Annotated in this window: 17 protein-coding genes; 10 read left to right on the top strand and 7 right to left on the bottom strand. The window is 55.6% G+C overall.

What is annotated here, in order from left to right; all coding sequences use genetic code 11:
- Positions 1–217: 217 nt before the first annotated feature.
- The 5 genes from JUK32_RS12820 to JUK32_RS12800 all read left to right on the top strand — a co-directional run bounded on the left by JUK32_RS12820 (position 218) and on the right by JUK32_RS12800 (position 4,729).
- Positions 218–361, top strand: coding sequence for a hypothetical protein (locus tag JUK32_RS12820; RefSeq protein ID WP_204139250.1), 144 nt, complete (start codon positions 218–220; stop codon positions 359–361).
- A gap of 86 nt (positions 362–447) precedes the next feature.
- Positions 448–933, top strand: a complete 486-nt coding sequence (locus JUK32_RS12815; RefSeq protein ID WP_204139249.1) for a DUF4265 domain-containing protein — start codon at positions 448–450, stop codon at positions 931–933.
- Positions 934–1,013: 80 nt separating this feature from the next.
- Entirely contained in the window at positions 1,014–2,312 is a 1,299-nt protein-coding gene (locus JUK32_RS12810; protein WP_204139248.1) for a M20 family metallo-hydrolase, read from the top strand.
- A gap of 140 nt (positions 2,313–2,452) precedes the next feature.
- Positions 2,453–2,986: a hypothetical protein gene (locus JUK32_RS12805; protein WP_204139247.1), complete on the top strand. Its 534-nt coding sequence runs from the start codon at positions 2,453–2,455 to the stop codon at positions 2,984–2,986.
- A 120-nt stretch (positions 2,987–3,106) separates the two neighbouring features.
- Positions 3,107–4,729 (top strand): MFS transporter, encoded by a 1,623-nt coding sequence (locus JUK32_RS12800; protein ID WP_204139246.1) that lies wholly within the window; start codon positions 3,107–3,109, stop codon positions 4,727–4,729.
- Between the two features lie 34 nt (positions 4,730–4,763).
- Here the strand turns inward: JUK32_RS12800 and JUK32_RS12795 are convergent, their stop codons facing one another.
- Positions 4,764–5,159 (bottom strand): hypothetical protein, encoded by a 396-nt coding sequence (locus JUK32_RS12795; protein ID WP_204139245.1) that lies wholly within the window; start codon positions 5,157–5,159, stop codon positions 4,764–4,766.
- A gap of 372 nt (positions 5,160–5,531) precedes the next feature.
- Positions 5,532–6,254, bottom strand: a complete 723-nt coding sequence (gene lipB / locus JUK32_RS12790; RefSeq protein WP_204139244.1) for a lipoyl(octanoyl) transferase LipB — start codon at positions 6,252–6,254, stop codon at positions 5,532–5,534.
- Between the two features lie 152 nt (positions 6,255–6,406).
- On the opposite strand from lipB, the gene hpf reads away from it, so the two are divergent.
- On the top strand, positions 6,407–7,036 hold the full coding sequence (hpf, locus tag JUK32_RS12785; RefSeq protein ID WP_204139243.1) for a ribosome hibernation-promoting factor, HPF/YfiA family: 630 nt from the start codon (positions 6,407–6,409) through the stop codon (positions 7,034–7,036).
- 134 nt (positions 7,037–7,170) lie between these two features.
- Here the strand turns inward: hpf and grxC are convergent, their stop codons facing one another.
- Positions 7,171–7,443, bottom strand: a complete 273-nt coding sequence (gene grxC, locus JUK32_RS12780; RefSeq protein WP_204139242.1) for a glutaredoxin 3 — start codon at positions 7,441–7,443, stop codon at positions 7,171–7,173.
- Positions 7,444–7,573: 130 nt separating this feature from the next.
- Positions 7,574–8,788 carry a septal ring lytic transglycosylase RlpA family protein gene (locus JUK32_RS27510; RefSeq protein ID WP_239112615.1) on the bottom strand — a complete coding sequence of 405 codons (1,215 nt, stop codon included), beginning with the start codon at positions 8,786–8,788 and terminating at the stop codon, positions 7,574–7,576.
- Positions 8,789–9,001: 213 nt separating this feature from the next.
- Between JUK32_RS27510 and JUK32_RS12770 the strand changes: the two genes are divergently transcribed.
- From JUK32_RS12770 to JUK32_RS12760, 3 genes are all read left to right on the top strand, one after another.
- A complete protein-coding gene (locus tag JUK32_RS12770) occupies positions 9,002–9,895 on the top strand; it encodes a M28 family peptidase (RefSeq protein ID WP_204139241.1) in 894 nt (297 codons plus the stop codon).
- 143 nt (positions 9,896–10,038) lie between these two features.
- Positions 10,039–10,842 carry a glucose 1-dehydrogenase gene (locus JUK32_RS12765; protein WP_204139240.1) on the top strand — a complete coding sequence of 268 codons (804 nt, stop codon included), beginning with the start codon at positions 10,039–10,041 and terminating at the stop codon, positions 10,840–10,842.
- 12 nt (positions 10,843–10,854) lie between these two features.
- Positions 10,855–11,781 (top strand): SMP-30/gluconolactonase/LRE family protein, encoded by a 927-nt coding sequence (locus JUK32_RS12760; RefSeq protein WP_204139239.1) that lies wholly within the window; start codon positions 10,855–10,857, stop codon positions 11,779–11,781.
- A gap of 26 nt (positions 11,782–11,807) precedes the next feature.
- Here the strand turns inward: JUK32_RS12760 and JUK32_RS12755 are convergent, their stop codons facing one another.
- The 3 genes from JUK32_RS12755 to JUK32_RS12745 form a co-directional block, all read right to left on the bottom strand.
- Positions 11,808–12,737, bottom strand: a complete 930-nt coding sequence (locus tag JUK32_RS12755) for a M23 family metallopeptidase (protein WP_239112614.1) — start codon at positions 12,735–12,737, stop codon at positions 11,808–11,810.
- A gap of 109 nt (positions 12,738–12,846) precedes the next feature.
- Positions 12,847–13,062, bottom strand: a complete 216-nt coding sequence (locus JUK32_RS12750; protein ID WP_204139238.1) for an RNA-binding protein hfq — start codon at positions 13,060–13,062, stop codon at positions 12,847–12,849.
- 257 nt (positions 13,063–13,319) lie between these two features.
- Entirely contained in the window at positions 13,320–13,472 is a 153-nt protein-coding gene (locus JUK32_RS12745; protein ID WP_204139237.1) for a hypothetical protein, read from the bottom strand.
- 24 nt (positions 13,473–13,496) lie between these two features.
- Here JUK32_RS12745 and dapF point away from each other — a divergent pair, with 24 nt between their 5' ends.
- Complete coding sequence (gene dapF, locus JUK32_RS12740; RefSeq protein ID WP_204139236.1) at positions 13,497–14,351, top strand: diaminopimelate epimerase; 855 nt, start codon at positions 13,497–13,499, stop codon at positions 14,349–14,351.
- The last annotated feature ends 266 nt before the right edge of the window (positions 14,352–14,617 follow it).

Raw genomic sequence — 14,617 nt, 5'->3', positions numbered from 1 at the left:
CCCTGAAACCTCTCGAAATGGTCGGCTGAGTTAAATAGGGTGCTTTTGTCCAGTTATCGCGACTGTTAAGAGTTGCCAAAAAGGGCACTGTCAATCGTTAGTCGGGGTAGTCGCGGTTGGCGTAATAGCAGCCATCAGGTTTATAGTCGATCGCATCGCTGAATATTCGTTTAATCACCATGTCTTTGACCACTGACACCCAGTTACGCGACCAGCCGTGTCACCCCTGCTCATTAACCGCGATCGCCTCTTGCACCGACTGGATGAACTGGCCGAGATTGGGGCGATCGACGGCGATGAGCTTTGGACTATGTCTGAAAAGATGTGGAAAGTTTATTGCGATCGCCTTACAGCCCCATGATCGTAAGAAAGCTTTTGGCGATCTATCCAAATTAGAACAATATCCAGCAACTTACTATTCAATAAGTTTGTTAGGCGTCACTACCTATGAGTAATGAAAATTTAGAAAAAGTTTATATCGATCTTCCCAATCACTGGGCGATCGGTGGTGAGTCACTTTGGGCTACTCCGCTGGGAAATGACCTGTATCGCATCGAAAATGTCCCATTCTTTGCTTATGGTCTAAATTTTTTAGACATTGTTGTTGCCACGGCTGACTCTGATGAACTCAAACCAGAAATACGTAAGGTTGTGACCCCAAGCGGACACAGAACTTACCGAATCATCTTTGACAAAGAAATTGGCCGCGATCGCCAGATTGAGCTTCTGAAAACACTGGAAAAGTATGAAGCCTCGTATGAACGAGCTGATGCAATAAATGTTGCTATAGACATCAAACCTAGTGGAAATCATCTGGCAGTCTACGATCAGTTAGATGAATATGAACAGGCTGGTTTTTTATCTTTTGAAACCTGTGAAGCAAGAATCGACGGCAGCTTTGATGATACGCCGGATGAAGCAGAAAATGCCTGACACCGTGCTGTCAAAGATTGGCAAAGTAAAAGTCGTCGGGTTTATAGTCAATCTTGTCGCCGAATATTTATTTGAGCACCATGTCTTTGATTACTGATACCCCAATGACGCGGCCACCGCTGTCCCCTCTGCGCATCAACCGCGATCGCCTCTTGCACCGCTTAGACCAACTCGCCCAGATTGGAGCCATTGAAGGCGGCGGCGTCTGTCGGTTAGCCCTCACCGATGCCGATCAAGCCGGACGCGATTTGGTGGTGAGTTGGATGCGTGATCTCGGCCTCACTATCACCATTGACCAACTTGGCAACGTTGTCGGTACCCGTCCCGGCGTGGAAGCTGGCCCCCCGGTGATGACCGGCTCCCACATTGACACCGTCGCCACCGGGGGGCGCTACGACGGCAACCTCGGCGTGTTGGCTGGGCTGGAAGTCATTGAGACGCTGAATGAGCAGAATATTCAAACCCGCCATCCCCTCGCCGTCGCCTTTTTCACCAATGAGGAAGGGGCGCGGTTTCACCCCGACATGATGGGTAGTTGGGTGTTTAGTGGCGGCTTGTCGTTGGAGGATGCTTTAGCTGAAGTGGGCACTGACGGCACCACCGTCGCCGAAAACCTCGATCGCATCGGCTATGCGGGAGCGGTGCCCTGTGGCAGCCAGCCCGTCAAAGCCTTTGTGGAACTCCATGTGGAACAAGGGCCAGTCCTCGAACGAGAAGGGATTCAAATTGGCGCAGTCACGGGGGTGCAGGGCATGTCCTGGCAAGAGTTCACCGTCAAGGGCGTCTCGAATCATGCGGGCACCACCCCCATGAACTTGCGTCACGATGCCGGGTACGGAGCCAGCGCGATCGCCGTCGCCGCCCGCCAACTCGCCCTCAAAATGGGGGGCAATCAGGTCGCCACTGTCGGTTCTATTCAGCTCAAGCCGGGACTCGTCAACGTCATCGCCAAGGAAGCCAAACTAACGGTGGACCTGCGCAACACCGACTCGACTTTGCTGAAACAGGCTGAAGCCGAACTCCAGACTCACATTGATGCGATCGCCGCCGCCGAAGCATTAGAAATCACCGCCCAATCTCTGGCCCGGTTTGAACCCGTCAGCTTTGATGCCGCCATGATTGACAGCGTCGAGCGCACCGCTCAAGCCCTCGGCTGTTCTGTGAAACGGCTACCCAGCGGGGCCGGACACGATGCGGGCATGATCGCCGCGATCGCCCCCACCGCCATGATCTTCGTGCCCAGCGTCAACGGCCTCAGCCACAACGTCAAGGAATACACCGCCCCGGCAGACCTGGAAAACGGCAGCAACGTCCTTCTGCAAGTGCTGTTGCAACTAGCCGAAGTGAAGCATCTAGGGGACGGTTCCCGGTTGGATTAACCCATCAGGTCAAGCTTGAGACCCAGGGAACCGTCCCCTGATGCTCCACGCCCCTGGCCCGCTGCCTCATGCTTACGACAGCCCAGAGGCGCTATCTTGAGGATTCTGACTCGACAACGCCGCGTTGTAAAATCCGCCTTATGACATCACAGCCATTGGACAAAATCACGCAAGCCGAAGCCTTGTTTGCCGCTGGTCAACTGGCCTTTGAGCGCGGCAACTATAAAGACGCGGTTCTGGCCTTTGAGGAGGGCAATCGCCTGGCTGGAGGCGCGACTCTATTAGGCGGTAGTATTCAGCTCTGGCTCATGAATGCCTACTCGGCGGCCAATCGCCTACCCGACGCGATCGCCCTGGGGGAAAAACTCACCAAACACCCCGACCTCGATGTGCGCAAACAGAGCAAGCGCATTCTGGAAATCTTGCAGGCACCGCAGCTTTCCCGCCGCTCCGATTGGCTCACCCCCATTCCTGATCTCAGCGAGCTGGACGAAAACACCGACACCGACTTTACCCTGCGCCAGTACGACCCGCCCGCCAAGCCCAAACGGGTTGCGCCCCTAGAGTCCACGCCCGAAGACCTGAGTCAGATGAATACGAGTGACAACGGCTTTTTGTGGGCCGCGATCGCCGTCATTCTGCTGACTTTAGGCAGTTTGTGGTGGCTGGCGTAAGCGGCTCCGCTGACCCAACCGTGCGGCATCCCGGATCGTTCACGGTCTATTTTTGGTAAGTGCTGACGGTAAGTGCCGACGAAACGGATACCATACTGGCATCTTGTGAGCTAGGGAACCATGACAGTCGGGGCGCAACCAGCAGGGACAACAACACAAAAATCGGCGATCGGGCTGTGCCTCACGCTATTCATGGTGTCGTTTCATCTCGGCATCGTGCCCGCCATTATGCCGCCCCTAGTGCGCAGTTTCGACTCTAGCGTCGGCTACGTCCAAAGCGCCCTAGTGCTGCTGTCTCTGGTTACGGCGGCCTTTGCCCCCACCAGCGAAAACCTGAGCCGGCGGTGGGGACGACAAAGGATTTTTCACGGCGGGCTCCTGCTGTTCGCGATCGGCACGCTATTGATCACCATCAGCCCCAGCATGGCCCTGTTTGCCGTGAGCTACGCCTTACTTACGGGGCTAGCCGCCACCCCCCTCGTCAGCGTTCCCTGGGCGTTGATGGATCGGTTTTACGATGGTCAAGCCGAAAAAATCGCCTTCTTGCTGCTGACGCTGTCAATGGTCGTGGGCGGTTTAGTCGGTTCCCTCACCGGCGGCTTGATCGCGTTTCAACTGAGTTGGCGGTTGGCGTTTCCCCTGGAGCTGCTCCTCATCCCCCTCATCTGGGGCCTAGTGACGGAATATCCCACCGACCCGATCGCTCACCACACGCCCATTGACTGGGTCGGCGGGTGCTTATCGTTTTTGGGCCTGGGCCTCACCCTGTTGGGTCTCAGCTTGGCAGGCGAGTTTGGTTGGTGGGAAGCCAAAAAAACGTTGTCACCGCTAGGCGTGACGATCGTGCCCTTTGGCATTTCCATTGTGCCGATCTTGATTGGATCAGGCTTGGTCTGTCTGGGCCTATTTGTCTTTTGGCGACGTCAACAAAAGCAGGCAAACCGGGCCTCGTTGGTCAAAGCGGGGCTCCTCAGTCGGCGTAACTTTATTAACAGCCTCATCGTGGCAATGCTCCATTCAGCGCTGATCACGGGCTTATCGTTTAATTTGTTTCAATTCATTCCGCCCGTTTTAGACCTCAATTCCTTTCAAACAGCGCTCACGGTGCTGCCCTACAACTTCGTGATGGTGATTGTGCTGCTGGTGCGGTTTATCAATCTGCAACTGCTGCCCCGGCGCATTGTGCAGCTCGGCCTCAGCATTGAAATCATCGGCATTCTTTGGCTCGTGGGGGCGATCGCACCGGGGATGACCCGCTGGAGCATTCTGCCCGGTTTAGTCATCACGGGCATCGGGTCGGGATTGTTCACCTCGCAAATTGGCGCGATCGCCTACTCCACCGCCACACGGGGCGAAAAACCCGAAGCGACCGGCATCTTCAATCCTCTGCAAAAGGTCGGACAGGCCCTCGGGCGAGGCATTCTGGGCACCGTGCTGATCAGTGCGGCCTCGAGCAAAATCGTGGACGGGGTGATTCTGCAACTGGATAATAATCTGGATGCCACCACCCGACAAGCCGCCATTACCTATCTGCAAAGAGCCATTCAAACGTTCACCAAAGACGAAATGCAAGCTCTCTTTGCCCGACTCCCCGAGACCGTGCAGCCGTCCTTAGACACAATTATTGAAACGGCCGCTATCGGTGCTATGGAAACGACACTCATCATTATTTTGGTGGCCAATCTGGTTTGCCTCTTGCTCACCACCCGACTCCCCCATCTGCGGCGACTAAAGCGTGCTTAACCCACAATATCGCCATGGCTGGACGAGTCTGGCCCTAAATGTAGCCGTTGAGAAATTCGTAGGGCTCATCTTCCCAGCACGGTTCGGGATAAATGCGAGATAGGTATCGATGGACATCCAGCGCCATGTCAGATATGTCATCGCCGTCAAACAGCTCATCCAACGCATCGCGATCGCGGGCTCGCAGGGGTGCCAAAGGGCTCGCATGGCTCACCTCTAGACTGCGCGATGTGCGGGCAACCCGCTGGCTCTCTGGCAACCCGCCATGGCTCAAGCTCAGGGTTTGCGCCCCTCGGGCCGCTGTCGCACCAGTTGCGGCTGCAGGCGATGCCGTTGGCAATAGCGCCTCCGGATCAACCAGACCAAAGCCGGCCTGATCCGAGGGCCAAGCCTGATCATTAGCAGTGAAGTCGCCTACCCGGTGATCCATAAGTGCGATTGGTGACCGTTCATTCACTGAAAACTGTTACCGACTGGCAGCACCACCAATGACTTAATCTGTGCTAAACCAGTCCGACTATTGGCTTTGAGCAAAAATGCCGACTGCTGTGGCCGACAAAAGTCGGCCCTCGCCGATACCCGCCAAGGATCTGTAATCTGGTCAGATGACTGATGGATTGTGCCAGTTAGCGCTAGCCAACTGCCTGCATGGCCGTTTCATCCGCTGACAACCTAGCTCATGCAAATTGTCAGGATGGCAATATCGCTAAGCGTAAATACACCTTGTCAGTATCATTACTGTAACGCGAACCCACCCCCATCGCATCGGCGGTACCTTCGCCAGAGAAAATTGCCCTCCCCCCTACCCTGGTGGGGCCGCGATCGCCCTTAACTGAGCCGGGTCTTGGGGCCAAAGCTGCAGTTGAAAAACCTCCGCAAACTGCTGTTCTAAAACTGGCTGCACCTGTTGGCGCGTAATTCCTGGCATGAACTGGGCCAAGCTGCCGACGGGTTTATCACTAATGCCGCAGGGCACAATATTTTGGAATCCCGAAAGATCAGGATTGATATTCAACGCCAGGCCGTGCATCGTGATCCAGCGACTGACCTTAATGCCGATCGCCGCCACTTTATAGCCCGCGATCCACACCCCCGTCAGCCCGCTCACCCGTTCCCCCATCAGGCCAAACGCCGCCACCGTCCGCATAATCACCTCTTCAAGCTGGCGCAGATACCAATGCAAATCGGGCTGGTGCCGCCGCAGATTTAGGATCGGATACCCCACGAGTTGGCCGGGGCAGTGGTACGTCACCTCCCCCCCCCGCTCAATTTTGATCACGGGTGGCAGCCCCGGCTGCGGCGTAAATTTGAGGAAGCGATCGTCCGCCCCTTGCCCCAGGGTATACACCGCCGGATGTTCTAACAGCAGCAATGTATCCGGTTGCTCAGGCTGGGCCCGCCTCTGGGCCAGCAATCGTTGTTGCCATTGCCAAGCCGTTTCATAGGGCACCTCGCCGCAGCGATAAAGGTGACAACCCGTCAGCGCAGTCACCTGCCCCCAGGTCGGAGTTAACTCACTGTCCATTAACACGGCAAAAGTAGGTTGGATGGGAATATTCGTGAAAAGGAAATCAAAAATTGTCAACGGATGCAAAAGTTCTTGAAGCTGCCTGTCGTGCAGAATACAATATTGCTACGGTGAGAGTATCAAAAGAATATCGCAACGGAGGCGACTCTATGAAGCTCGTGATTCAAGGCAAGAACATCGAGATCACGGATGCCATCCGCAGTTACGTTGACCAAAAGATTACCAAAGCCGTCAATCATTTCAAGCATTTGACGAACGAGGTAGACGTCAACTTATCTGTGGCTAAGAACGGGAAGACTCCTCCCCAACAGAGCGCAGAAGTCACGTTGTACATTAACGGTGCAGTGGTTCGGGCTGAAGAACGTAGCGAAAATCTCTACGCCAGTATTGATCTAGTCGCCAACAAAATCACCCGGCAACTACGGAAATACAAAGAAAAGCGCAACGGTCGCAATACCTCCTCTGTGAAGCCTAATGATGCTTTGCTGAGCACCGATAGCCCCACCGCCGATGTTTCCGCTCTGTTGAACAAAGCGCCGACGCTACCGGACGCAGTGTTGAGAACCAAGTACTTCTCCATGCCCCCGATGACCGTCGCGGAAGCGCTAGAGCAACTGGAGTTGGTAGACCATGATTTCTACATGTTCTCCAATGCTGAAACGGGCGAGATCAACGTGGTGTATGAACGCAACCATGGTGGTTACGGCCTCTTGCAGCCCCGGCAGCATCACAACGACCAGCAGGCCGCTGCTGAACCACACACGGCAGACGTTGCTTGATCCATGATCTCCATGGCTACGACTTGGGCTTAAGGTGAGCCCCCTCTGAAGATTACTCAGAGGGGGCTCATGACAGCTATCCCCTTGGCTGTATGAACGGGGCTTGCCCCACGGGGCCTGTCGCCGCGTTGCAGTTAGGCTTGTGCTGTTGATAGCAGCGCATCTAATTCTCCTTGCCGATCAAGGCCATGGAGTTCGTCGCAGCCACCAATGTGCTGATCATCAATAAAAATTTGCGGTAAGGAGCGTTTGCCATGAGTCCGCTCTGCCATCTGAGCGCGGGCGGCCTCATCTCCGTCAATGCAATATTCGGTGTACTCAACTCCTTTGCGATCTAAGAGTGCTTTCGCGCGAATGCAGAAGGGACAGCTGCTCCAAGTGTAAATTTCGACGTTAGATGATGCCATAGGCTCAACCTCTACCGCTGTTTCAAGTGGTTTCGTTGCTTATCTTAACGTTTTGTATGAAATCGCCCTCGGTTAAAAGTACGAATCTGAGGGCAACCAGGCTGCGAGTCGGGCCAATTCCCGATGGGTACTAGTCCAACGTGAGCTGCGCAGTCGTGAAATCGCCTAATTCGGGTCTGGTAGCGGGTGCTAGAATCACTGCCTCATAGGGCACGACGCCGTCCTGGGTGCTGCCCAAGCAGTTTGCCGCCGCTTTGGACAAATCGAGCGATCGCTGACCGATGTAAGGCCCGCGATCGTTAATCCGCACCACCACCGAGCGACCATTCATGCGGTTTGTTACTTTGAGCCGAGTATTGAACGGCAGGGACTTGTGGGCTGCCGTTAGTTCATTCTCATCAAAAATCTCGCCATTGGCCGTTTGGCGACCATGAAAATAGGGGCCGTACCATGATGCTGTGCCATATAACGTTTCGGAGGTTTCCATCAGGCCGTTGAGCACCATTTGCACTTGGGCTAACCCCATGGGCGCTGCATTTAAGGCGCTGCGCAGGTTATTGACCCACTGCACCGCCGTCACCGCTGCGGGCACCTCGGGATGTGGTTGCAGGGCCTCATCCACCACCAACAACAAATCATTGTCGTGGGCAATGCCGATAAAGTCTGGCCCCACCAGTGGCATCAGCTGCTCTGGTTGCAATGTGCCTGACTGGATCAGCGATCGCAGTTTGGCCGCAATTTTTTCGGCAGCGACCTGTCCGGCCACCTCACCGACCAAATGGTTATGCACCCAAACGGTGTATTTCGGAGAGGCTTTGATGGCGAGGGCACTGGGTTGATAAGTCACCGCCGCATCTGACAGACAGTGGCGGGGGAGCGGGGTTGAGACGACTGGTGGCTCTGGGAGGCTCGGTTCGACCCGGACTGCCGCCACCGCAGACCAACTATGCCACTTCTCGTCAAGGAAAACGTTTTCGGCAGCCTCGACGGGGGGATCGATCGCCACCGTTGGAGACGCAGTCACTGGTTTAAAACTGGTCAGAGCGACGCCAATGGCCGGTTCCAAGGTATCGAGCGGAGCTGATGTTTCTAGGCCGCTGAGGTCGGCATCCAGCGTACCGCTGCCCCAATGTGAACGCCAGACAACATCCGATTTCAGTGCTCTCTCGGTGGACACGGCCCAGTCATCAACCGGAAGTTGCGACTGTAGCCACTCTGGCAACTCCGGCGCAAGCAAAGATTCGTATTGTTGAGTCGGCGCAAAACAGATTCCCTGGGTAGACTTAGCAGCGGCAGATGCCGGACAAATAATTGACGCTGCCCAAACAATTCCTAGAATTTCCATAACTATTTGGCAGAGGCCAAGACCTGTAGATTGAGCGTAGCAATGAGTTTTATATCCGTGTAACCGGATACAAAATTGCTTTAGCCATTCAGTATAAACAGTTATTTTCCCCTTGGGGATCAGTCTTATGGCAGACTCATGGCGTCTGATCTGTGCTGAGCAAGCGTTTTCGAGAAAGTTTAACGGATTTTTAAATTGCGTTAAGGGACTGATATGGCACACCAGGATGCGGGGAGGCTGCCAACCCATGAATTAGTCAAAGCCCGTCTCTTAGCTCATTTGAAAAATTTGGTGGGCGATCGCGATCCCTATTTCGCCGCTGGCAGTCATTATCTCGCCCAGCAATATATCCACAGCCAATTGGCCGTCGTGGGCACCGTGATCGGTCATCCCTTTGAGATGCGATCGCGCGAACATCACAACTGGATTGTGCAATTGCCCGCGACCGCCCCAGCCCAGAGGGCCGCCTCGCCGTTAATTATTGGGGCACACTATGACACGGTGCCGGGTACTCCGGGGGCTGATGATAATGCCAGTGGCGTGGCTGTCTTGTTAGAGCTAGCCCATTATCTGGCGACCCAACCGTTGTCGCGCCCCGTTTGGTGCGTCGCCTTTGATCTAGAGGAGTATGGCCTGTTGGGCAGTCGGGCCTACGCCCAGAGCTTGCAGGCGCAAAACCAATCAGTGCATCTCATGCTGTCGCTAGAGATGCTGGGCTATTGCGATCGCACCCTCCACAGCCAGAGCTACCCAACGCCGCTGCTGGCGCAGATATATCCCAACCGGGGCGATTACCTGGCCCTAGTGGGCAATCTCACAACCCTGAGAAAAATGCAGCGACTGCGACAGCATATACGACAAGCCGGGGCCGCTTGCGAGTACCTGCCAGTGCCGAATCGCGGTCAGGCCATACCAGCGACCCGCCAGAGCGACCACGCCGCATTTTGGGACTGTGGCTATCCGGCGTTGATGGTGACCGACACCGCCTTTTTACGCAACCCGCATTATCACCAGCCCAGCGATCGCCTCGACACCCTTGACCTCGACTTCATGACTCACAGTTGCCGGGGCCTCATGACTGGTTTGCTGGCAATTGCGTCGCGCTGATCCTCGGTTAACGGTGGAAGGTAGTCAGCCACCCAACAGAACGGATGGGCAAGAAAAATCTCTTTCCCTCAGGAGATGTCCGAGTTTTCAATGCGCCTTACGTTAGCAATAGATAAATCAGGTTTGAGCCACAGGTGACCATCATGAAAGGATTGCAAGGGAAGACCGCGATCGTCACCGGGGCAAGTTCGGGCATTGGGCAAGCGATCGCAGTGCGACTAGCCGCCGAAGGCTGCCATGTGGTGATCAATTATCGCAGTGATACCGCCGGTGCTGAGACGACAGCGCAACAAGCCCATGAAGGAGCCGCAGCGGCTGGCTATCAGAGGCAAACCCTCAAGGTGCAAGCGGACGTTTCCCAAGCGGCTGAGATCAAACACCTCTTTGCCACCGCGATCGCCACGTTTGGCCGCCTCGACATCTTGGTCAATAATGCCGGTATTCAAATAGAAGCCGCCTCCCATGAAGTCAGCACTGATGATTTTGATACAGTCATTAATGTCAATCTGCGGGGGGCTTACCTCTGTGCGCGAGCCGCCATTCAGCAGTTTTTAGAGCAGTCGCAACCGGGCAGCATCATCAATGTTTCGAGTGTGCATGAGGTGATCCCGCGCCCCCAGTACATCAGCTACGCCATCAGCAAAGGGGGCATGGGGAACCTCACCCGCACGTTGGCGCTGGAATACGCGCGCTCAGGCATTCGCGTTAATGCGATCGCGCCTGGTGCCACCGAAACCCCCATCAACGACGATTGGGTCGATGATCCGCAAGAGGAAGCCGCCGTGAACGGTCATATTCCGCTCGGGCGTCCTGGCACCCCTGAAGAAATGGCTGCCGCTGCCGCCTTTTTGCTCTCAGACGAAGCCACCTACATTACGGGGCAAACCCTTTACATTGACGGTGGTTTGACCCTTTATGCTGATTTTCGCGAGCCGTGGTCGGCTTGAATTTTTGCGCCTATGCCTGCCGATGCTGCCATTCAGAACGTCCTCTCAGTGCGTGCCCGTCTGGGCGAAGGCCCCCTTTGGGATGCTGAGCGGCAAGTGCTGCACTGGGTCGATATTTATAATCGCCGCGTCCACACCTTTGATCCCGCGACTGCGGTGGATACCTTCATTGAACTGGATACGCTGGTCAGTGGCTTATTTTTGGGCGATCGGGATCATCTGATCGTGGCTCAAGAAAACGGGTTGGGCCAACTCAATCTGCCCACTGAGCAGGTGACTCCGATCATGCCGATTGAAGCGCATCTCCCTAATAACCGATTGAACGACGGGCGCTGCGACGATCGCGGTCGCTTATGGATTGGCACGATGAACAACGACGAACAGCCCCTGGCTAATTTGTATCGTTACGATCGCGATGGCACCCTCCAGCAAATGGCAACCGGACTATCGATTGCGAACGGGTTGGGATGGAGTCCTGATCGGAGTCGGTTTTATCTCACCGATACCCCCCGCCAAACCATCTATGTGTATCACTTTGAGGCCGAAAGTGGGGCCATCAGCGATCGCCGTCCGTTCATTGACCTCACCGACGAGCCGTTTTACCCCGACGGGTTGACTGTTGACGCCGAAGGCTGCCTCTGGTCAGCAATGTGGAATGGCAGTTGTGTCATCCGCTTTGACCCCCATGGCCAAGTGATGCAGCGGATTCCATTGCCCGTGCCCTTGGTTACGGCCTGTACCTTTGGCGGCCCCCACCTGACCGACTTGTACATCACCACCGCCTCGGCGGGCATGTCGCAAGGGGAACTCAAGCAGTATTACCAAGCGGGAGACCTATTCTGCTTGCCGACTGATATTCAGGGACTTCCCAGCGATCGCTGCGCTCAGTTCCCTTCACTGCCAAAGGCGGCCTCAAGTTCCGCCAACGACCAGAGTTAGCATCGTTTCCCGACAGGTTGCCATGACTACTCGATGGTGCCGTTGCGCCAGGGAGCCGGATCGACTGCCACATCGTTGACGTAGAGTCCCCAATGCAGATGCGGCCCGGTGGAAGCCCCTGTGTTCCCGATGGTGCCAATCACTTGCCCGGCCTGCACAAAGTCGCCCTCGTTCACATTGATGCTGTTGAGGTGAATGAAAATGCTTTTCACCCCTTGGCCATGATCGAGCCCAATGGTGTTGCCGTGCAGTTCGAACCCTTGGGAAACCCGCCCGACTAGCGCAATGCGACCCGCCGCTGGAGCTACCACCGGAGTCCCCACCGGAGCCGCGTAGTCCACGCCTCGATGGTAATAATCGTTGGCAAAGACGCCATTGTAATAGCGCCGAACGCCATATTCGGAGCTCACTCGCCCCTGACTGGGTCGCCGAAATGGGCCACTCCAAAACTTTTCTGGACTCTGAATTTGTTTGAACGCATCGACGCGATCGAATTCATGATCGGTGCCTAGGTCACTTTGCCCAGGGCCAAGATTGATGTACTGGGTGCGGAAATTGCGATCGCTTAGCCACACCATCGGATTTCGCAGCCCTTTTGGCCCCTCCACCTTAATGATGTATTCCCCCGAGGCATGGAGTGGGCTGGTGGGCAAAAAGGTCCGATAGCGCCCCTCGCCAATCGCAAAGGTGGGGTAAGTCGTATCGTTGATGCGCACAGTAGGCGCACTCGCCGCTGCGCTCTCAGTAGTAATGATGGCGACGGTATCCCCTTGGCTCGGCCCCGCTGGCCGAATCTGCACATCATAAGCCGCATAAGCCGGACGATGCGCCAACGTTACAAACAACGTCACCGCGCCCGCTAAGGCCATAAAGATGACCGCTTTCCAAGAAAACTGAAACCGCTTGAGAGCCGCATTCAGCCCTGGCAATCCATAGAACGAAAAGGTCTGTTTCATGGCAATCAAGGCTGGGTAATCAATACAAAACTCGTTCCACTCGGGCTGTTCAGCAGATTCAGCTTGTTAGCCGAGACTCGCTCACTATGGCTATGACGCTAGCACATGGTTACGCCGATGTACTTTTCATGGAGGCGAGGGCGGAGCGCCAGAGCATATTCGGCACGCCATCGACATCCACACAGATACATTGTGGATCTTGCCAAGCAAGGGTGCCAATCACCGTGTCGCCGGTGACGAGTTTCACCTCAACGGTCTTTTTGTCGCGCATGTAGCTTTGCAATAGGCGCGTACTCGGTAAGCCAGTTTCCAGATCTAAAGCCATGGCAATCAGCAGGGGATACTGCTTATAAACAACTGATACTGCGTCTAAGGGTACCCACCTTTGGCGGGGATTGACAAACTTCGTGAAAGTCAGTCACCTCGGGCTTTTCATTGCGCCTTACAAAGGTCGTAATCAAATGCTGAACCGTTTGTCCTATCGGGGATAAATTGCTTTCCCAGTTTTCCTTGCGAGTTGTTAAATCACGTCTCTCAACGCTTCGACCCAAGGGGGCTGGTGCCCGATCGCCCGCGCCGCCGTCACCGCCCGCCAACTCGTTCGATGTCGGCATCCATGCCAGCGATCAATCCAGTCAACTGACGATTTACGATAATACGATACAAAGACTCGTAGGCTGGGAAAGCGGCGTCAGCGATCGCCTCGCTGGAGCAGTTTGACCACCATGAATCCATGGCAGCAGGGAAAGGGAACAACCAATGACGATCGCCTTTAGTAAATATCACGGCTTAGGGAATGACTTTGTGCTGGTGGACAATCGCCATCAAGCCGACCTGATGTTGACCACCGAGCAGGCCATCAAGTGGTGCGATCGCAATTTTGGCATTGGCGGCGATGGCGTCATTTTTGTGCTGCCGGGGCAGCAGGGCACCGACTACACCATGCGCATCCTCAACTCCGACGGTTCCGAACCGGAGATGTGCGGTAACGGGATTCGCTGTCTCGCCAAGTTCATCGCGGAACTCGAAATCGCCGATGGCCTGCCGACGGCACCGCCCAAGGCTTACACCATCCATACCCTGGCCGGCACCATCACCCCCACCCTGCAACCCGATGGCCAGGTCACCGTCGATATGGGCGAACCGATTTTAACGGCAGGCGAGATTCCCACCACCCTTGCCGCCGCTGACGAACGGGTCATCAGCAAAGCCCTCACGGTAGAGCAGCAAGACTGGGTAGTGACCTGCGTCAGCATGGGCAATCCCCACTGCATCACCTTTGTGAAGGATGCCGCTGCCATCGACCTGGCAACGATCGGCCCCAAGTTCGAGCATTATGCCGCTTTTCCCCAGCGCACCAATACGGAATTCATCGAAGTCATGAGCCGCGACTATTTGAAAATGCGCGTTTGGGAACGGGGCGCAGGGGCGACGCTAGCCTGTGGCACGGGTGCCTGCGCCTCCCTGGTCGCGGGCGTGTTGACCGAACGCTGCGATCGCGCCGCCACCGTTGAGCTACCCGGTGGCCCCCTCAAAATTGAGTGGTCAGCGATCGACAACCGCGTCTACATGACTGGCCCAGCGGAGAAGGTCTTTGCGGGGGCGATGGCGTGAGTGGGTGTGAGGGTGGCTGGGTGTGAGGGTAGAGTGTTGAGTCAGTAGTCAATGGGAACGGTTCAGGAAATCGGGGCCGACCGAGCAACTGTGCCTGCCGACAGTATGCCCTCAGGCTCAATGACCTGCTGCCCCGTTCCAGCCACCCTGCTACTCAACCACCCTGTGACCCAACCACCCTGCTACCTAAGGGACTTGCGCGCAAAAAAGATCCCCATGAACCGAGTTTCGACTCCGCTCAACTCTCGATACTGGTAGGTTGAGCG

Origin of the sequence: Halomicronema sp. CCY15110 (assembly GCF_016888165.1) — a bacterium.
In the GTDB taxonomy this organism is placed as follows: domain Bacteria; phylum Cyanobacteriota; class Cyanobacteriia; order Phormidesmidales; family Phormidesmidaceae; genus Halomicronema.
The sequence above is the reverse complement of the archived record's forward strand: the minus strand, read 5'-3'. Positions and strand labels throughout refer to the sequence as shown.

What these genes read in the sequence shown, in the direction of transcription:
- JUK32_RS12815 (WP_204139249.1), top strand. Translation starts at nt 448, where the DNA reads ATGAGTAATGAAAATTTAGAAAAAGTTTATATCGATCTTCCCAATCAC.
- JUK32_RS12810 (WP_204139248.1), top strand. Translation starts at nt 1,014, where the DNA reads ATGTCTTTGATTACTGATACCCCAATGACGCGGCCACCGCTGTCCCCT.
- JUK32_RS12805 (WP_204139247.1), top strand. Translation starts at nt 2,453, where the DNA reads ATGACATCACAGCCATTGGACAAAATCACGCAAGCCGAAGCCTTGTTT.
- JUK32_RS12800 (WP_204139246.1), top strand. Translation starts at nt 3,107, where the DNA reads ATGACAGTCGGGGCGCAACCAGCAGGGACAACAACACAAAAATCGGCG.
- JUK32_RS12795 (WP_204139245.1), bottom strand. Translation starts at nt 5,159, where the DNA reads ATGGATCACCGGGTAGGCGACTTCACTGCTAATGATCAGGCTTGGCCC.
- lipB (WP_204139244.1), bottom strand. Translation starts at nt 6,254, where the DNA reads ATGGACAGTGAGTTAACTCCGACCTGGGGGCAGGTGACTGCGCTGACG.
- hpf (WP_204139243.1), top strand. Translation starts at nt 6,407, where the DNA reads ATGAAGCTCGTGATTCAAGGCAAGAACATCGAGATCACGGATGCCATC.
- grxC (WP_204139242.1), bottom strand. Translation starts at nt 7,443, where the DNA reads ATGGCATCATCTAACGTCGAAATTTACACTTGGAGCAGCTGTCCCTTC.
- JUK32_RS27510 (WP_239112615.1), bottom strand. Translation starts at nt 8,788, where the DNA reads ATGGAAATTCTAGGAATTGTTTGGGCAGCGTCAATTATTTGTCCGGCA.
- JUK32_RS12770 (WP_204139241.1), top strand. Translation starts at nt 9,002, where the DNA reads ATGGCACACCAGGATGCGGGGAGGCTGCCAACCCATGAATTAGTCAAA.
- JUK32_RS12765 (WP_204139240.1), top strand. Translation starts at nt 10,039, where the DNA reads ATGAAAGGATTGCAAGGGAAGACCGCGATCGTCACCGGGGCAAGTTCG.
- JUK32_RS12760 (WP_204139239.1), top strand. Translation starts at nt 10,855, where the DNA reads ATGCCTGCCGATGCTGCCATTCAGAACGTCCTCTCAGTGCGTGCCCGT.
- JUK32_RS12755 (WP_239112614.1), bottom strand. Translation starts at nt 12,737, where the DNA reads ATGAAACAGACCTTTTCGTTCTATGGATTGCCAGGGCTGAATGCGGCT.
- JUK32_RS12750 (WP_204139238.1), bottom strand. Translation starts at nt 13,062, where the DNA reads ATGGCTTTAGATCTGGAAACTGGCTTACCGAGTACGCGCCTATTGCAA.
- JUK32_RS12745 (WP_204139237.1), bottom strand. Translation starts at nt 13,472, where the DNA reads ATGGATTCATGGTGGTCAAACTGCTCCAGCGAGGCGATCGCTGACGCC.
- dapF (WP_204139236.1), top strand. Translation starts at nt 13,497, where the DNA reads ATGACGATCGCCTTTAGTAAATATCACGGCTTAGGGAATGACTTTGTG.